Here is a 15,366-nt window from a genome sequence, read left to right on the forward strand (position 1 = left end):
ATTCCATTGATCAAAACTAAAGCTACCCGGTTCCCCCATAAGGTGAATGATAGTATTTTCATAATAATAGTCCCAGTCGTATCTATCAAATTCAATATTATCATCATTAATATTCAGATTTTTAATAAAAAAATCATTTTCTGAATAATTTACTATATCGAAGTGGTCGCCCAAATTAATGCTCCCGCCACCAAAATCAAGCGTATTATCGGGTTGCCCATCTTCCAGATTACATCCACTGTCATCACAGTAGTCTTCAGGCCCGATAGCGGCAGCATAGCCAGAGAATACCATGCTTAAAAATACGATAAGTAATGCAGATTTATTAATATGTTTCATTATAATTAACATTCCTTGTAGTGATATGTTTATGTGACTCGCTAAATGGAATACATACAATTAAGCGAAGTTTTGTTATCAAATTGTTTTAGCCACAGGCTGCCGCTGATTAATAGCTACATGAAAATTTATCGACTCCATAATGAGTAATTGAAAAGAAAGTAATCGTTAAATATTTTTGTGCTTTGGGTGTTTCACACTGATAAGTGTTAATAGACAAATTTAGAGATGCCGTCTGTTAATGGCATATTAAAACGATATTTTTTAATATCCCCTTCCCCAGCAGATACAATCTTATCGCCGAGAGAGAATACATTAGAAATAAATGTCAATTAGCCTGGTTAATTATTTCACGGCAGGAATGATAAATATTCATACAGTGATTTAACACTCTCATTGACGTATAACTGAATAAAGGAAATTCAAACCATTACAATCCCATTTAATGACTATGGATATCACTATACTCGATCTATTAATCTGTTTAAAACCAATAATATAGATCATTTCCCTATAACATTGAGCTTAACTAGTCATATAGACTATTGGTTACCTATTGCGCAGATTTTTCGATCGCATTCGCTAAAAAAAGTGAATTTATATATCAACTCTATGACTCAATCTGGTTAATTATATTTTTAATTGAAATACAAAAAATAAGTAAAATCCTTATCTACATTGGATATATCCTACAGTCGTAAATGAATTTACGCACAATCAGGGTAATATATGGCCGTTTAAATGCAGCAGACTGGGTGATTACCCTGTTGATGGGGATAACGGTCAGTGGTCACAGACGAAACATCTAATTCAAATTTTCAAACCTCATTTTAGATCTGAAATTAGAGTCTCAAATGTAGATTATTATCTTATTAGAATTGGCGCTGCGCATTGCCGAGTGGTTCATCCCTATCGCGCGGCAATGATCCCACTGGAAAATTTCCAGATAGCATTTGTGGTTATTGGTGCGGTCGCATTACTATCGCTAGTAGACACATTGACGCTTAGCGGGATGCGGGCGATGAAGTGTGTAAGAAGCCAGTCAGACGCGGAAATGTAAAATAGTGATGTCGCAATGGCTTCCTTGCAGACTCAAGGGTATGTTAATCATATCAATTATAATATTGGCAACGAAAAATAAGGAATGCATATGATCGTTTTCGTCACTGGCGCAACCTCAGGTTTTGGTGAGGCTATCGCCCGCAAATTTATCAGCCACGGTCATCAGGTTATCGCGACAGGCCGTCGTCAGGAGCGGCTGGAAGAGCTAAAAACAGAACTGGGCGCAAAGCTGCATATCGTGCGGCTAGATGTACGAAATCGTGCGGCTATTCAGCAAGTTATCGACGAACTCCCCGCCGAGCTGAAAAATATCGACGTGCTGGTGAATAACGCCGGTTTGGCATTGGGGTTGGAACCAGCTCACCGGGCCAATGTTGAAGACTGGGATACCATGATTGACACCAATACCAAAGGTTTGGTGAATATGACGCGCGCGTTATTGCCGGAAATGGTGGCGCGTAATGTGGGTCATATTATCAATATTGGTTCTACCGCGGCTAACTGGCCTTACGCCGGTGGTAATGTGTACGGTGCTACCAAAGCCTTTGTTAAGCAATTCAGCTTAGGTCTGCGCGCTGATTTGCATGGCACACATATTCGTGTGACTGACATTGAACCGGGGATGGTTGGTGGTACTGAATTCTCCGCCGTCCGTTTTAAAGGTGATGGCGAGCGCGTGAATAAAACTTATGATGGTGCAAACCCGTTGACACCAGAAGATGTCGCCGAAGCCGTGTATTGGGTGGCCACTCTACCTGCTCGCGTTAATATTAACTCACTGGAAATGATGCCAGTCAGCCAATCCTTTGCTGGATTAAGTATTCACCGCGAAGGTTAATCCAACGCATAAAATCACTGGGGCATAGCTCATTTATCTTCATGGGCTGTGCTACCAGCTTACCCGAACGCCTACCGTACCGCCGATGGCATAATTGTCATTAACATTGCGGGTTGCAGTGATTAGATTCACATTGCCATAGACTCCATAGCGCCCGTTCTGCCATTCATAAGTTCCCCCGGCACCGACCCCCACCGATTGCCGTTCATCTCGGGTAGTAAAATCAATGCCGGATACTCTGGTTTTAGTGCCATTCAGGAACTCATTATAAACATCAAGATTACTGTAGAGGTGTGAGCGGCTGGTTGTGCCATTTTCTGCAATCCACACATTCTCTTTGTCCAGCGATACTCCCGCCCTTCCTCGCAAGCTATCTCCATCCTGAAGTGAAACTTCGCTACCATATGGGTCGCGGAACGTATCAAAATCTACCCGTGAATAGGTCAGTTGCAGTTGGGGTGTCAATGAGAAACCATTGCCTAGTTGATAATGTTTACCCGTTTCGACCGAGGAAGCATACCCCCTGCCCGAATTACCATTAGCAACCGGGTGCCCTTCTGTTGTGGAGTTCAAGTCACTGTCAAACCACATGGTTTGTAATTGGCCGTCGATATACACGCCATCGGCACTGTACCAAGTGAGCGTTGTACCTACGCCATAACCATTGGTATCAATATTGCCGTAACCAAAGTAAGAGTTAATATCGGCTTTTGCTTTACCGTAGGAGAAACTCACCCCGCCGGTTAGCAATGAGCCGTCTTGGCTTTGATGCAATGGCACATCGATGCCGGTTTGTAATTTCCACACATCGATATTGCGATGTGAGCTGCTGGTAGAGTTGGCGGGATCGACGACTTGATGGCTACCTTCGATACGCCCCCATGCCCATTGATTATCATTCGAATTATTTGAGTCGAGTTCAGTTTGTGTCTGAGACCAGTAACGATTGCCAACACGTTGTTGCAAGGTCGGCAGTGTGTTAAGTGCAGCTAGCACTTGCGGATACTGTTCATATAAAGGTACCCCCGCCTGATAGCGCGGGCTGCCGGGTACAACATCGGTTCCCGGATCTGACTCAGTTGACAGCAGTTCAGAGGAAAGAGACCAATCGCGTCCAGCAACCGCTGCATTTCCATTGGCCTGTAAAGTGTAAGCATAGGCTCCGGCAATGACGGCTTGTTGGCCTGCCCCTGTGACATAGTCGCCAGCCAGCAAGAAACTCCCATCAGGTGCTAAGCCGCCGACATCAATAACATTAATACCGTTAATGGTGGTATTGCCAAGGCCGCCTAAATTGGTCACCCGAACCGTAGTAGTACCGCTCGCATTACCTGATATCAGTAATTTATCGGTGGCAGAACTGTCATTGCCCAGCACCGACTCAATTTGCAGTACACCATTATCCCCCACATAGTTGCCATCGACCGTCAGGGTTCCGATGGAATTCCCAGGAGAAATAATACCGGCGTTAGTGGTGTTACCGACGATGCCATTACCTTCCAACTGGCCGCCAGCGAGGATCATCGCCGTGGCGCCAGAGAGATTGCCGTTAACCTGTAGAATACCCTGATCACTGGCCTGCAATGTGCCCGTAAAATCGCCTTGGTTGCTGTTGAATATGGTCCGGCCGGCAACGGCGTCAATCAGCCCGGAACCCACTAAACCTGTTGCGGAACCTGCCGTATTGTTAGCGCCACCATTCAGAGTGGCATCAAACACATAATTAGCTGAGGTATGATTGAGGATGATGCGCCCATCGCCAGCGCCAAACAGGATGCTGGCGGTAGTAAGGGTACCGGCCTCCGCTGGTGCTGTACCAAGCAACCCACCGATCGTCAGTGTGCCGCTGCTACCCGCGTTGTTGGCAATCGTGACATTGGATGCTGCAACATGGCCCTGATTAACGATGTCTAGCGCAGCATTACCACTGGTGCCCACGACCAGCGTGCCGGTATTGTTCCATTGCGAACCGTTGCCGTTGACCGTCACGGTGCCCACACTACCCACCTGCTGTCCCACCACTCCTGACGCACTCTCCACCAGGCCACTGTTAGTAATTTCTAACGTGCCGTTCCCTCCTTTCCCCACACTCAAATAGCCTGAGTTTAACCATCTTGAGCCTGCGCCACTGACCGTGACTTTACCTATACCCGTGGTCAGGTTGGACGCTATCTCGGCGTCAGTATTTGATACCAAACCACTATTAATGATGTTCATTACTGCATTACCACCGGCACCCATCCCAAATGAGCCAGAAATAATCCATTGCGAATCCACACCACTCACTGTCGTCGCACCGATACTGCCGACTTGGTTACCAATAATGCCGCGCGCACTGGAAGCAGAACCGCCGTCGAAGATATTCAGCGTCCCGTTCCCCACATAGCCGACATACAGGACATCCGAGTTGTTCCATTGTGCTCCGGCACCACTTATCGTCACGGCCCCGGTGCTATTAAGCGCAGCAATACTGCCTTTTAAACTGGATACAATACCGCCACTACTAATGTTTAACGTCCCATCGGTGCTCGAGCCTACATATAAATCGTCGCCCACATTCCAAGGTGAGGCGTGCGTCCCCGGCACGGTAACAGTCTGACCGCTATCAATATTGACAACAGCGTGGGCATTGATTGGATAAAGGAGGACAACAAAAATAGAACCGCAAGATAAAGAATAAATAAAACGGTTTTCGCTGGCCATTTCGCTACACCTATATATTTACTTCAATGACTGCATACGAAAGGAACCTTGTCAGGTGAAGAGAAATCACCGGTAATCAACCACTGAACATAGCCACGTTTTTTTTATATTGATTTATGCATTATCCTCTGCCCAAAAAACACACAAGTCATCTATAAATTATATAGCTTACATTCAGACAAACTGCACAAGTCGAGATTTCAATCAGTAGGCGCTTTTGCAACAATGGCCCCCTTAATTTACCCGCCAACCGGCGATAATAATAAGCATACCCGCCAAAGCGACTCCCGCACCGACCCAATCAAATACCGAAAGTTTGATACCATCGACCACGCGTAGCCAAATTAATGCTGTTGCCACATATACCCCACCATAGGCAGCATAGACGCGCCCACTGGCAGCAGGATGCAGTGTCAGTAACCACACAAATAGAGCCAAACTCGCAGCCGCCGGTAGCAATAACCAGATTGTTGCGCCTTTACGTAGCCATAAATAAGGTAAGAAACAGCCGATTATCTCAGCTAATGCGGTAACAAAAAAAAGTAACGATGTCTTTAACACATGCAGATCCCTTGGTTTTGCTGGCATAAATAACACCCAACCAGCAGTGATAATTAACATCAGGTTACTCTACATAGTCTAAACAAGACTGTCGCTAGCTAGTGTATCGGCTACGAGCAATGATATAATTTTTGCATCCGCTGATAGCGTGCCATTAATTACATGATGATTTAACATCACCGACTGATAAAGGACTTAAGACGATGAAGATAAATAGCTTGCCACGCCTGATCCGCGCATTTCTGCCGGTCGCTGTGCTTGCCTTGCCACTGACCTGGCAAACCCCGGCGTTAGCGCAATCGGCAACCTGCACTCAGGGCAGCACCTGTGTTTCTGTCGGTGGGAACAACGACCCAATGTCCAAAGAGCAGGCCCGGCAAAGCCAGCAGCAGTGGGATGACACCCATCGTCTGCGCAATAAAGTGAATAGCCGGGTAGAAAAGAATTTTGATAAATATGATCGTGCTGAAGATGCTAAAGATAACTGCGATCGTAGCGATAATCTGAACGCTTATTGGGAACCTAACACTCAGCGCTGCCTGGATCGTCTGTCTGGTCGCCAGATTAATCCGTAATGGGCCGCGATGTGTCAGATTTACTTGAGGTTATGTGAGTCTGGGCTATCCTTTAGGTACCATTTAAGAATCAATACGTTAGGCAAGCCATTCATCCACATAAGGATTTTATGATGAAAAAAACGCTTATTATCAGCACATTGCTACTTTCTCTGGCGCCATTGGCTGCTTTGGCATCTTGCGAAACTGTCAAAGCAGATATCACACAAAAGATCATCAATAATGGTGTCCCGGAATCCGGTTTTAAACTGGAGATCGTCCCTAATGATCAGGTTCAGCAAGCCGGTGGACAGGTTGTTGGCCATTGTGAAAATGATACCCAGAAAATTGTTTATACCCGCATCACTAGCGGCGAGTAATTTCTCAATTTTCTAGCAGGGCGTACCCTTAGGTGCGCCCTTTTGTTTTATAAGTCATCTTCGAGCTTACTCACATGCCAGCCAGTTGCTTTATATGAAACGACCTGCCCACCTTTATTATTACCGTGCGATGCTGCGCCGGCTATTGATCGCTATTATGCTCGGCATGATGTCGGCATTGATTGTGTGGTTGTTCCATCAGGCTATGTTAGGGTTGGAGTGGCTATTATTCGCCCGCACGGATGGCAGTCTGGTTGCGGCGGCCTCTTCTATTACCGGCTGGCGGCGGGCACTAACCCCAGCACTCGGGGGCTTGGCGGCCGGTTCACTACTGTGGGCCTATCAGCGCTACCAACATCGTAAACCCAGTGCGCCAACTGATTATATGGAAGCCATTGAAATTGGTGATGGTCGGCTAGATGTTTCCGCCAGTCTGGTAAAGTCGTTGGCCTCTTTACTGGTGGTTTCCAGCGGCAGTGCCATTGGTCGTGAAGGTGCCATGGTTCTGTTGGCCGCTTTATTTGCTTCCGTTTTTGCTCAGCGTTATGCCAAACCTAAAGAGTGGAAACTTTGGGTGGCTTGTGGTGCGGCGGCCGGTATGGCCAGTGCTTATCATGCGCCTCTGGCGGGTAGTCTGTTTATTGCCGAGATTCTGTTTGGCACCTTAATGTTAGCCTCTCTCGGGCCGGTGGTGATCGCCGCAGTCAGTGCATTGCTGACCACCAATCTGTTACACGGCGGTCAGGAGACTCTCTATCAGGTACAGGCGCTACCTTCACCCTGGCCGATACAGTATCTGTTGATGGCATTATTGGGATTACTCGCCGGTTTTTGTGGGCCACTGTTCCTGCGGGGTATGACCGCCAGTGGACATGCATTCCGCTCGTTGAATCTATCGCCCCCACTGCAACTTGCACTTGGTGGTATTATCGTTGGGCTATTATCGTTGATTTTCCCTGAGGTCTGGGGGAATGGCTACAGTGTGGTACAGTCATTTTTGACCACGCCACCCGGGGTGTTATTAATTGGCGGCATACTGATATGCAAGTTAATGGCGGTATTGGCGAGCAGCGGTTCAGGCGCGCCCGGCGGGGTATTTACCCCGACACTGTTTGTCGGGGCAGCATTGGGCATGTTATGCGGGCAGATGTTTGCCTGGTGGCCAATACTCGGAGACAACATTGCAGTACTCATGGCATTGACCGGTATGGCCACATTACTGGCAGCCACCACTCACGCGCCAATTATGGCCGCGCTAATGGTCTGCGAAATGACGGGGGAATATACCTTACTCCCCGGGCTGCTACTATCCTGTGTTATTGCCACAACAATAGCCCGCTGGTTACGCCCTAATTCAGTATATCATTCGCGTTAAAATAGGCTGACAATATTAAAACGACAGAAATTATTTATTTAGCTAAGAATTATCGTCTGCAATATTTATATTATCGACTCATAGCCGTCAAATCTAAATATTTTGCCAGCGGCTTTTGTTCTGGATGAGGCAGATAAGGTAATTGTCCTAACTGCGGTGCCGGTAAACGGTCGCGTAACATTGCGATGGTTTCAGCATAATGTGCCAGCCCAGGGTTAATTCTATTCGCGACCCAGCCCAATAAAGGTAATCCATCATTGATAATGGCTTGTGCCGTTAATAAGGCATGGTTAATACAGCCTAATTTAATCCCGACCACTAAAATAACTGGCAATTGTTCTTGTACAACCCAGTCAGAATAAAAGCGTTGGTCATTCATCATGACTTTCCAACCGCCACAGCCTTCGACCACCACCGTATCTGCTTTAGCCGATAATTGCTGCAACCCTTCGGTCATCTTGTTGTAGTTTATCAGGGTATCCGAGCAGGCATGGATTACATCGCCGACTAACGGATAGGGGTTAACTTCCTGATAATCAACTTCAATTGATGATGAAGCTTGTAAAATCAGTGCATCCTGATTACGAAATCCATCGGGAGTTTCTTTGCTCTCGATCGCCACGGGTTTATAACCCACCGCTGTTCTGCCATTTTGGCTTAAGGCCTGAAGTAAGGCCCGTGACACTACGGTTTTACCAACAGCAGTGTCGGTTCCCGTCACAAATATCCGCGTTAACATAACAATACTCCGCAATCTGGCCACTTCGACTCACGTTTTTCCGCATAACATTAGCGAAATTGGCAACATGGTTAAAAGTCTAGGCGATGCCAGAGATGGACAGCTTGCGTTAGCGCAATGTTTTGCCGAACTGGGAGAGGTTTTTAACAGATAGCGCCAAATAACGTTGAGCATACCCACTAATAATTAACTCTTAATTATTAGTGAATACTTTATCCTTGCAGTAATTTAACCAGTAACGAGCCGTTATATAACGCTTCTTTTACTAATGCCGCACCTGGCATTGTTCCCTGATTAAAAAATGCGGTGGGTTCAACTAAAATATTCTCGCTGTAAGCGGGCAGCGCTTGTTGCCGAATACAGGATGCTATTGCCGGATGTAGAATAGCCGCCGCTTTATTTAGTGGCGAGCCAACCAGAATTTTTTCCGGATTAAATAAATTAACCATGATGGCAATAATTCGCCCCACACTGTGGCCGACACCCAAGATAATATCTTTAGCTAATTGGTCACCTGCCAAGGCGGCATCACAAAGAGACTCAACACTTAATGGCGTACCATGTAATAACGAGCTCATCGAACCATTTAAGCGCTGCTGAGCAAGCTCCAACATGCTTTCAATACTGGCCACTGTCTCAAGGCAGCCATGATTACCGCAGTAACAGCGTTTACCATAAGGATCGACTTGAGTATGACCAATTTCTATCACACTGCGGCTACCCGCATGCAATACCCGACCGGCGGTAATGACCCCCGCCCCCACATTATGATCAATCACCACCTGAATAACATTTTGACAACCACGGGAGGCACCATACAGTGCTTCAGCCATGGTCCAGGCGCAAATATCGTGTTGCAGATAGACAGGTAATCCGGTTCGCTGCTCCAATGCGGGCCCTAGCAGCATTTCATCCACATCATAAAATGGCATTTTATGCACAATACCTGCCGGGGCATCAATAATGCCGGGCATGGTAATCGCAATGGCTGTCAGCCTTTCAAGCTTTTCCTGATGGCGGATAAAGAATTGATCAACTTCGCTGAGAATACGATTAAGAAGTGGCTCTGGGTGGCTGTCCGGTAATGGAATTTGATCTTCGACCACCAGTTTACTGCTGAGGTCGCGCAGTGCGAGCGTGATAGAACCTCGGCTGATACGTCCAGAGACATAATGCCAGGCTTCGGTGTCGAGTACCAAGCCAATTGCTGGCCGCCCACGACTACCAACATCTTGATATTCGGTCTCTTTTACCAGATGAGCTTCCACCAATTCACGCACAATTTTGGTGATGCTGGCGGGGGCCAGTTGCGCCCTCTTAGACAGTTCAATGCGGGATATCGGGCCGAACAAATCAATCAGCCGATAAACGGCCCCTGCATTGGTCTGCTTGATTTGATCAATATGCCCAGGCTGTCCATCCGTTATCACTAAACCGGCTCCTTCTCTGCCACCGAGTATTTTTCGCGCTTCTAAATAAAGATTATCGGCTATGTTGGGGCTTTTAGCATATGGCGTCAACTATTTGATTAGTTATGTGATTTACTGCACATAATCACTGATTTTCTTGCACACTGTGCTGGTTATTTATACGAACTAAGCCCCGGGAGATCCGCGACCATCAGGCGAATCAATGCTTCAGCAGGAGCCGTCACGGGACGATGCTTATGATTGACCAACCAGACCTCGGTGGTGGCACTGACCTCAGCCAAGGGTAAATATTTCACCCCATCCACTTTTACCCGCGTAAACGACGCCGGCAAAATAGAGACCCCTAATCCGGAAGAGACCAAGCCGACAATCGTCATCGCCTCGCCAACTTCTTGCGTAATATAGGGTGTGATACCGGCCCGGGCGAGCAGCGTGAGAATTTCATCATATAAGGCCGTGCCCACCTCCCGCGCAAAAAAGACAAAGGGTTGCTCGGCCAGCGAACTGTATTGAATGCTCGGTAACGCCGCTAATGGATGCTCTTCGTGAACGACGGCCACCAATGGCTCACGTAGCAATAGACGATATTGTAATGCATCCGGCAAGCGGGTATTGCGCATCACCCCAAGATCAAGCCGCCCATCCAATAGCGGTTCGATTTGCTGCTTGGTATTGACCTCCTGCATTTTAATATGCACTTGCGGATGCAGTTGACGGAACGCCCGTAAATTCTTCGACACCGCACTAATAAAAGGAGCGGATGAGGTGAAACCAATGGTGAGTTCGCCAGATTCTCCACGATGCAGGCGGGCCGCCTTCTCAGATGCTGAGTTTACCTGCGCCAAAATTTGGTAAGACTCTTTTAAAAACAGAGTGCCCGCTTGGGTCAGACTGACATTCCGATTATTACGAGCCAATAGCCGGGCACCGATTTGCTCTTCCAGGATTTGAATCTGCTGGCTCAATGGCGGTTGAGAAATCCGCAAGCGCTCAGCTGCCCGCCCGAAATGCAACTCTTCCGCCACGGCGATGAAATAACGCAAGTGCCTGAGTTCTATACTCATTCAACCTCATTGAGACTTTAAACGTCTTATTTTGAATAATTAATATATTAGACAAAAAACTCTACTATTTCTATGATCTTGCTATTGCAGCAGATTGTTTTGATTTTTTTGATTGAAGGAAATACCGTGACCAGCTCTTTGCGCCCTACAGATACTGTAGCGCCGACTCCCGCAGCAAATGATGATGCCAGCGTGTTAGTGGCAGAATCGAAAGTGACTCGTTTAGCTAAACGCCCCTATATTCAACGCGGTACGCCAGAATTTATCCGCGTCACACTGGCCTTCTTTTCGGCCGGGCTTGCTACCTTTGCCCTACTTTATTGTGTCCAACCCATTCTGCCGCTGCTGTCGCAGGATTTTAATATTTCGCCGGCGGGAAGCAGTTTGTCACTTTCGACAGCAACCGGGATGTTAGCTTTTGGCTTAATGTTTACCGGCCCACTTTCCGACGCCGTTGGACGCAAGTCAGTGATGGTCGTCGCACTGATGCTGGCAGCAATCTGTACACTAATTTGCTCATTTATGACCAGTTGGCATGGGATTTTACTGATGCGGGCGCTGATTGGTTTGTCCCTTAGTGGGGTAGCCGCCGTGGCGATGACCTACCTCAGTGAAGAGATTCACCCGAGCTTTGTTGCGCTATCCATGGGGCTATATATTAGCGGTAATTCCATTGGCGGCATGAGTGGTCGTTTGGTCACTGGGGTGCTGAGTGATTTCTTTTCATGGCGAATTGCACTGGCGGTAATTGGTTTATTTGCTTTAGCGGCTGCTTGCATGTTCTGGCGTATTCTTCCGGCGTCGAAACACTTCCGCCCTACTTCACTGCGGCCTCGGACACTTGCCATTAATTTTAAACTGCATTGGCGCGATTCAGGTTTGCCACTGTTGTTTGCCGAAGGTTTCTTGATTATGGGGAGCTTCGTGACCTTATTTAATTACATCGGTTATCGTTTACTGACACAACCTTATTATCTCAGCCAAGCCGTGGTGGGATTATTATCGATTGTTTATTTAACCGGATCTTATAGCTCACCCAAAGCAGGCTCTTTGACCAGCCGTTATGGCCGAGGGCCAGTATTAATGGCATCAATAGGCATGATGTTGGTGGGTGTTATAATTACTGGCTTTTCACCGATAATTACGATTTTTATTGGCATGATGGTATTTACCGCTGGTTTTTTCGCCGCACACTCAGTTGCCAGTAGCTGGATTGGCCGCCGCGCCCGCCGCGCAAAAGCCCAAGCCTCGTCGCTGTATTTATTTTGTTATTATGCCGGTTCGAGTGTAGCGGGAACATTAGGCGGTATTTTCTGGCTTAATTTTGGCTGGACTGGGGTGGTGGTATTTATCGCCATCCTACTGTTGCTAGCCTTGTATGTCGGGCAACGGTTACGTCAACTTCCCGAAGCGGCAAGAATTTAATCTCTTTAATTCGCTACCTGACGTCAAACTACAATTTGACGTCCTCTCATTTATGTACTTATTATTAAAGTGAAACTTAATACCACGAGTGACTACGTAAAGTATTTAGGGATTTTTTACGATAAATGTTTCTTTAATTTATTTGATGTTAGGAGAACGTATGACAGCTCATTTTTTGACGCTTTGGGATATTCTTGCAACCACATTTTCAATTTTCTTCTTTATAGCGTACTTGCTGATCCTGTTTCAGGTAATTTCTGACCTTTTCAGAGACCATGAATTAGGCGGTGTTTATAAAGCGATATGGATTCTGTTTTTACTCTTTATTCCATTACTCACCTCTTTGGTGTACCTCATTACTCGAGGCAAAGGCATGGCGCAGCGCTACCGCGCATCAGTACAGAAGTCTGTTGCTGATACTAATGACTATATCCGTCATGTCGCCGGCAAATCACCCGCTGAGCAGATTGCTGATGCTAAGAAATTATTGGATGAAGGCACCATCACTGAAAGCGAGTACCAGCAGTTGAAAGCCAAAGCTCTGGCTTGATTTATAACGTTATCCAGCATATTTAACGGATAGAAAAGGCTAAATGTCAGCATCCCTGCCATTTAGCCTTTATTGTTATTTCACTCCCTAAATAAAAAGCAAAAGCACATTTCAGCTTTACCACCATTCCCCCTATAATGCCCTTTCACTATTCGTCTATTTAATTGCGAGATTCAGGAATGAAACATTCACCGTTGCGGCGTTCGCTATTATTAGCGGGAATTACCCTCCCCTTAGTCAATTTTAGCCTGCCAGCCTGGGCTGCGGCCCCATCCGACTTATTAGGCAATCAATTGGCTGAACTGGAGCGGAAATCAAATGGTCGTCTAGGGGTCACCATGATTAACACCGCTAATGGCAGGAAAATTCAATATCGCGGAACTCAGCGCTTTCCTTTCTGTAGCACATTTAAATTTATGTTGGCCGCCGCAGTATTGGGCAAAAGCCAAACCCAGCCGGATTTGCTCAATAAACACATAAAATATCGTGAGAGTGACTTATTGTCTTATGCGCCGATTACGCGCAAGAATCTGGCTCATGGTATGACTGTCTCGCAATTATGTGCGGCCACCATGCAGTACAGTGATAACACCGCGGCAAACTTGTTAATCAAAGAGTTAGGCGGTGTAGAGTCAGTTAATGCGTTCGCCCGCAGTATTGGCGATCAAGCATTTAGATTAGACCGCCTAGAGCCGGATTTAAATAGCGCCCTGCCAAATGACCCGCGTGATACCACCACCCCTGCGGCCATGGCTGCCAGTATGAACAAATTGGTGTTGGGTGATGCGCTCCCCGCCACGCAGCGAGAGCAGCTCACCCTATGGCTTAAAGGAAATACCACGGGCGCAGAAACTATTCAGGCGGGTGCTCCGGCGGACTGGATTGTGGGTGATAAAACCGGCAGTGGCGATTATGGCACGACCAATGATATTGCCGTGCTCTGGCCAACTCAGGGGGCACCGATAGTTATGGTGGTTTACTTTACGCAGCGAGAGAAAGACGCCAAACCGCGGCGCGATGTATTGGCTGCGGCAACTAAAATAGTGCTGTCGTCGTTATCCCCCGCAAAGTCATGATGATTGTAGGCAGGCGTGCAGCGGCTAATTTATCAAGCCAGAATATCATTGCGCTGCATGGGTAACATTCATGGAGTTATCGGCCGAACAAGGCTGACTGCGACCATTTTTGCTTATCAGCCAAAATGCGGCCTATTATGCGATTAGTACCCCAAGGACGGGGTATTATCTTATGTAACCGCCCTACGCTTCAAAAACAACTTTGCTATCCCTCCTAATTAGCGCCTTTAAATTGCAACGCCGGGCTTTCAGATGTTGCTTTTTACTGATATAAGTAATGTATGTTGTAACTAAAAAAGTAAAAAAGCTCTTATAAGAAAAGACGATGAATAAATATGATTTGATAGACCGGCTAAATAACCGATTCTCTTCTCTGGAGATCGAATTACAGCACCTCCACCAGCAGCTTACAGAGTTGCCCTTGCTCGCAGCGCGCGTTTTTTCTCTGCCTGAAATAGAAAAAGGCACTGAGCATCAGCCTATTGAGCAGATTTCGGTCAGCACTACGATAGGAAATGAAGCCAGAGACCTGGCTTTGCAGCATTATCAGCGTCTGTTTATTCATCACCAAGGGCAGAATATCAGTAGCAAAGCCGCGGTCCGTCTACCCGGGGTACTCTGTTTCTCCGTCACAGATAACCAATTAAACGCATGTCAAAAGACCATCTATCAAATTAATCAATTAAAAACCGAACTAGAGCACCTCATTACCGTCGAGTCTGGCTTGCCAAGTGAACAACGTTTCGAGTTTGTGCATACCCATTTACATGGGTTGATAACATTAAATACCTATCGCACTATTACTCCGCTCATTAACCCCAGTTCGGTGCGCTTTGGTTGGGCCAATAAACATATTATTAAGAATGTCACTCGCGAAGAAGTACTGGCGCAGCTAAATAAAAGTCTGAATGCTGGACGCGCAGTTCCCCCTTTCAGTCGCGAACAATGGATGGAATTAATCAGTCTGGAAATTAATGATGTGCAGCGCCTGCCCGAAAATACGCGCCTGAAGATCAAGCGGCCGGTAAAAGTACAACCCATTGCACGAGTCTGGTATCAAGAGCAGCAGAAGCAAGTGCAACACCCCTGCCCTATGCCATTGATAGCATTCTGTCAAGTTGAGTCGGAACTGGAATTACCGAAGTTAGGTGAGTTAACTGACTATGATGCCAACCATATTAGACACAAATATAAACCCGAAGCTAAACCATTACAGCTATTAGTCCCGCGGCTTCATTTGTATATTGAGACAGATAAATAGTACCGTGAG

General features: G+C 46.7%; 14 protein-coding genes and 1 pseudogene. 8 read left to right on the forward strand and 7 right to left on the reverse strand.

The features are described from left to right. Positions 1–339, reverse strand: a 339-nt coding sequence (locus FTA96_RS22485) for a hypothetical protein (protein WP_145574936.1), incomplete at its 3' end; no start/stop codon positions are given. 1,150 nt (positions 340–1,489) lie between these two features. Between FTA96_RS22485 and ydfG the strand changes: the two genes are divergently transcribed. Further along, positions 1,490–2,239 carry a bifunctional NADP-dependent 3-hydroxy acid dehydrogenase/3-hydroxypropionate dehydrogenase YdfG gene (gene ydfG / locus FTA96_RS22495; protein WP_050121342.1) on the forward strand — a complete coding sequence of 250 codons (750 nt, stop codon included), beginning with the start codon at positions 1,490–1,492 and terminating at the stop codon, positions 2,237–2,239. Positions 2,240–2,290: 51 nt separating this feature from the next. Here the strand turns inward: ydfG and FTA96_RS23825 are convergent, their stop codons facing one another. The 3 genes and pseudogenes from FTA96_RS23825 to FTA96_RS22505 form a co-directional block, all read right to left on the reverse strand. Then, positions 2,291–4,456, reverse strand: coding sequence for an autotransporter family protein (locus FTA96_RS23825; protein WP_261172632.1), 2,166 nt, complete (start codon positions 4,454–4,456; stop codon positions 2,291–2,293). After that, a pseudogene (locus FTA96_RS23885) lies at positions 4,436–4,942 on the reverse strand (hypothetical protein); the annotation flags it as partial. The pseudogene FTA96_RS23885 and the gene FTA96_RS23825, both read right to left, overlap by 21 nt. A gap of 234 nt (positions 4,943–5,176) precedes the next feature. Further along, positions 5,177–5,503 (reverse strand): YnfA family protein, encoded by a 327-nt coding sequence (locus FTA96_RS22505; protein ID WP_050121420.1) that lies wholly within the window; start codon positions 5,501–5,503, stop codon positions 5,177–5,179. 203 nt (positions 5,504–5,706) lie between these two features. Between FTA96_RS22505 and FTA96_RS22510 the strand changes: the two genes are divergently transcribed. From FTA96_RS22510 to clcB, 3 genes are all read left to right on the forward strand, one after another. Next, entirely contained in the window at positions 5,707–6,078 is a 372-nt protein-coding gene (locus FTA96_RS22510) for a DUF1283 family protein (protein WP_050106992.1), read from the forward strand. 113 nt (positions 6,079–6,191) lie between these two features. After that, entirely contained in the window at positions 6,192–6,437 is a 246-nt protein-coding gene (locus FTA96_RS22515) for a DUF1161 domain-containing protein (protein WP_145537685.1), read from the forward strand. Between the two features lie 94 nt (positions 6,438–6,531). Continuing rightward, positions 6,532–7,812: a voltage-gated ClC-type chloride channel ClcB gene (gene clcB / locus FTA96_RS22520; RefSeq protein ID WP_050106988.1), complete on the forward strand. Its 1,281-nt coding sequence runs from the start codon at positions 6,532–6,534 to the stop codon at positions 7,810–7,812. 70 nt (positions 7,813–7,882) lie between these two features. Here clcB and bioD read toward each other — a convergent pair whose 3' ends face one another. From bioD to FTA96_RS22535, 3 genes are all read right to left on the reverse strand, one after another. Next, complete coding sequence (bioD, locus tag FTA96_RS22525; RefSeq protein ID WP_050106987.1) at positions 7,883–8,551, reverse strand: dethiobiotin synthase; 669 nt, start codon at positions 8,549–8,551, stop codon at positions 7,883–7,885. A 212-nt stretch (positions 8,552–8,763) separates the two neighbouring features. Then, positions 8,764–9,981, reverse strand: a complete 1,218-nt coding sequence (mlc, locus tag FTA96_RS22530) for a sugar metabolism global transcriptional regulator Mlc (RefSeq protein ID WP_050106985.1) — start codon at positions 9,979–9,981, stop codon at positions 8,764–8,766. A gap of 152 nt (positions 9,982–10,133) precedes the next feature. After that, positions 10,134–11,045, reverse strand: a complete 912-nt coding sequence (locus FTA96_RS22535; protein WP_050106984.1) for a LysR family transcriptional regulator — start codon at positions 11,043–11,045, stop codon at positions 10,134–10,136. A 126-nt stretch (positions 11,046–11,171) separates the two neighbouring features. Here FTA96_RS22535 and FTA96_RS22540 point away from each other — a divergent pair, with 126 nt between their 5' ends. The 4 genes from FTA96_RS22540 to tus all read left to right on the forward strand — a co-directional run bounded on the left by FTA96_RS22540 (position 11,172) and on the right by tus (position 15,357). Beyond that, positions 11,172–12,470, forward strand: a complete 1,299-nt coding sequence (locus FTA96_RS22540; protein ID WP_050107191.1) for an MFS transporter — start codon at positions 11,172–11,174, stop codon at positions 12,468–12,470. Between the two features lie 160 nt (positions 12,471–12,630). Then, the gene (locus tag FTA96_RS22545) at positions 12,631–13,020 is read left to right on the forward strand and encodes an SHOCT domain-containing protein (protein ID WP_050106982.1); all 390 of its coding nucleotides are present in this window, start codon (positions 12,631–12,633) and stop codon (positions 13,018–13,020) included. A 179-nt stretch (positions 13,021–13,199) separates the two neighbouring features. Beyond that, entirely contained in the window at positions 13,200–14,096 is an 897-nt protein-coding gene (gene bla / locus FTA96_RS22550; RefSeq protein ID WP_050145866.1) for a class A beta-lactamase, read from the forward strand. 325 nt (positions 14,097–14,421) lie between these two features. Continuing rightward, the gene (gene tus / locus FTA96_RS22555) at positions 14,422–15,357 is read left to right on the forward strand and encodes a DNA replication terminus site-binding protein (protein WP_050134447.1); all 936 of its coding nucleotides are present in this window, start codon (positions 14,422–14,424) and stop codon (positions 15,355–15,357) included. The last annotated feature ends 9 nt before the right edge of the window (positions 15,358–15,366 follow it).

This window comes from Yersinia alsatica (assembly GCF_902170305.1).
GTDB classification, from domain to species: Bacteria; Pseudomonadota; Gammaproteobacteria; order Enterobacterales; family Enterobacteriaceae; genus Yersinia; species Yersinia alsatica.

Coding starts and splice junctions, on each gene's coding strand:
- bla (WP_050145866.1), top strand. CDS start 13,200: ATGAAACATTCACCGTTGCGGCGTTCGCTATTATTAGCGGGAATTACC.
- FTA96_RS22515 (WP_145537685.1), top strand. CDS start 6,192: ATGAAAAAAACGCTTATTATCAGCACATTGCTACTTTCTCTGGCGCCA.
- bioD (WP_050106987.1), bottom strand. CDS start 8,551: ATGTTAACGCGGATATTTGTGACGGGAACCGACACTGCTGTTGGTAAA.
- clcB (WP_050106988.1), top strand. CDS start 6,532: ATGAAACGACCTGCCCACCTTTATTATTACCGTGCGATGCTGCGCCGG.
- FTA96_RS22545 (WP_050106982.1), top strand. CDS start 12,631: ATGACAGCTCATTTTTTGACGCTTTGGGATATTCTTGCAACCACATTT.
- FTA96_RS22510 (WP_050106992.1), top strand. CDS start 5,707: ATGAAGATAAATAGCTTGCCACGCCTGATCCGCGCATTTCTGCCGGTC.
- tus (WP_050134447.1), top strand. CDS start 14,422: ATGAATAAATATGATTTGATAGACCGGCTAAATAACCGATTCTCTTCT.
- FTA96_RS22535 (WP_050106984.1), bottom strand. CDS start 11,045: ATGAGTATAGAACTCAGGCACTTGCGTTATTTCATCGCCGTGGCGGAA.
- ydfG (WP_050121342.1), top strand. CDS start 1,490: ATGATCGTTTTCGTCACTGGCGCAACCTCAGGTTTTGGTGAGGCTATC.
- FTA96_RS23825 (WP_261172632.1), bottom strand. CDS start 4,456: ATGAACATCATTAATAGTGGTTTGGTATCAAATACTGACGCCGAGATA.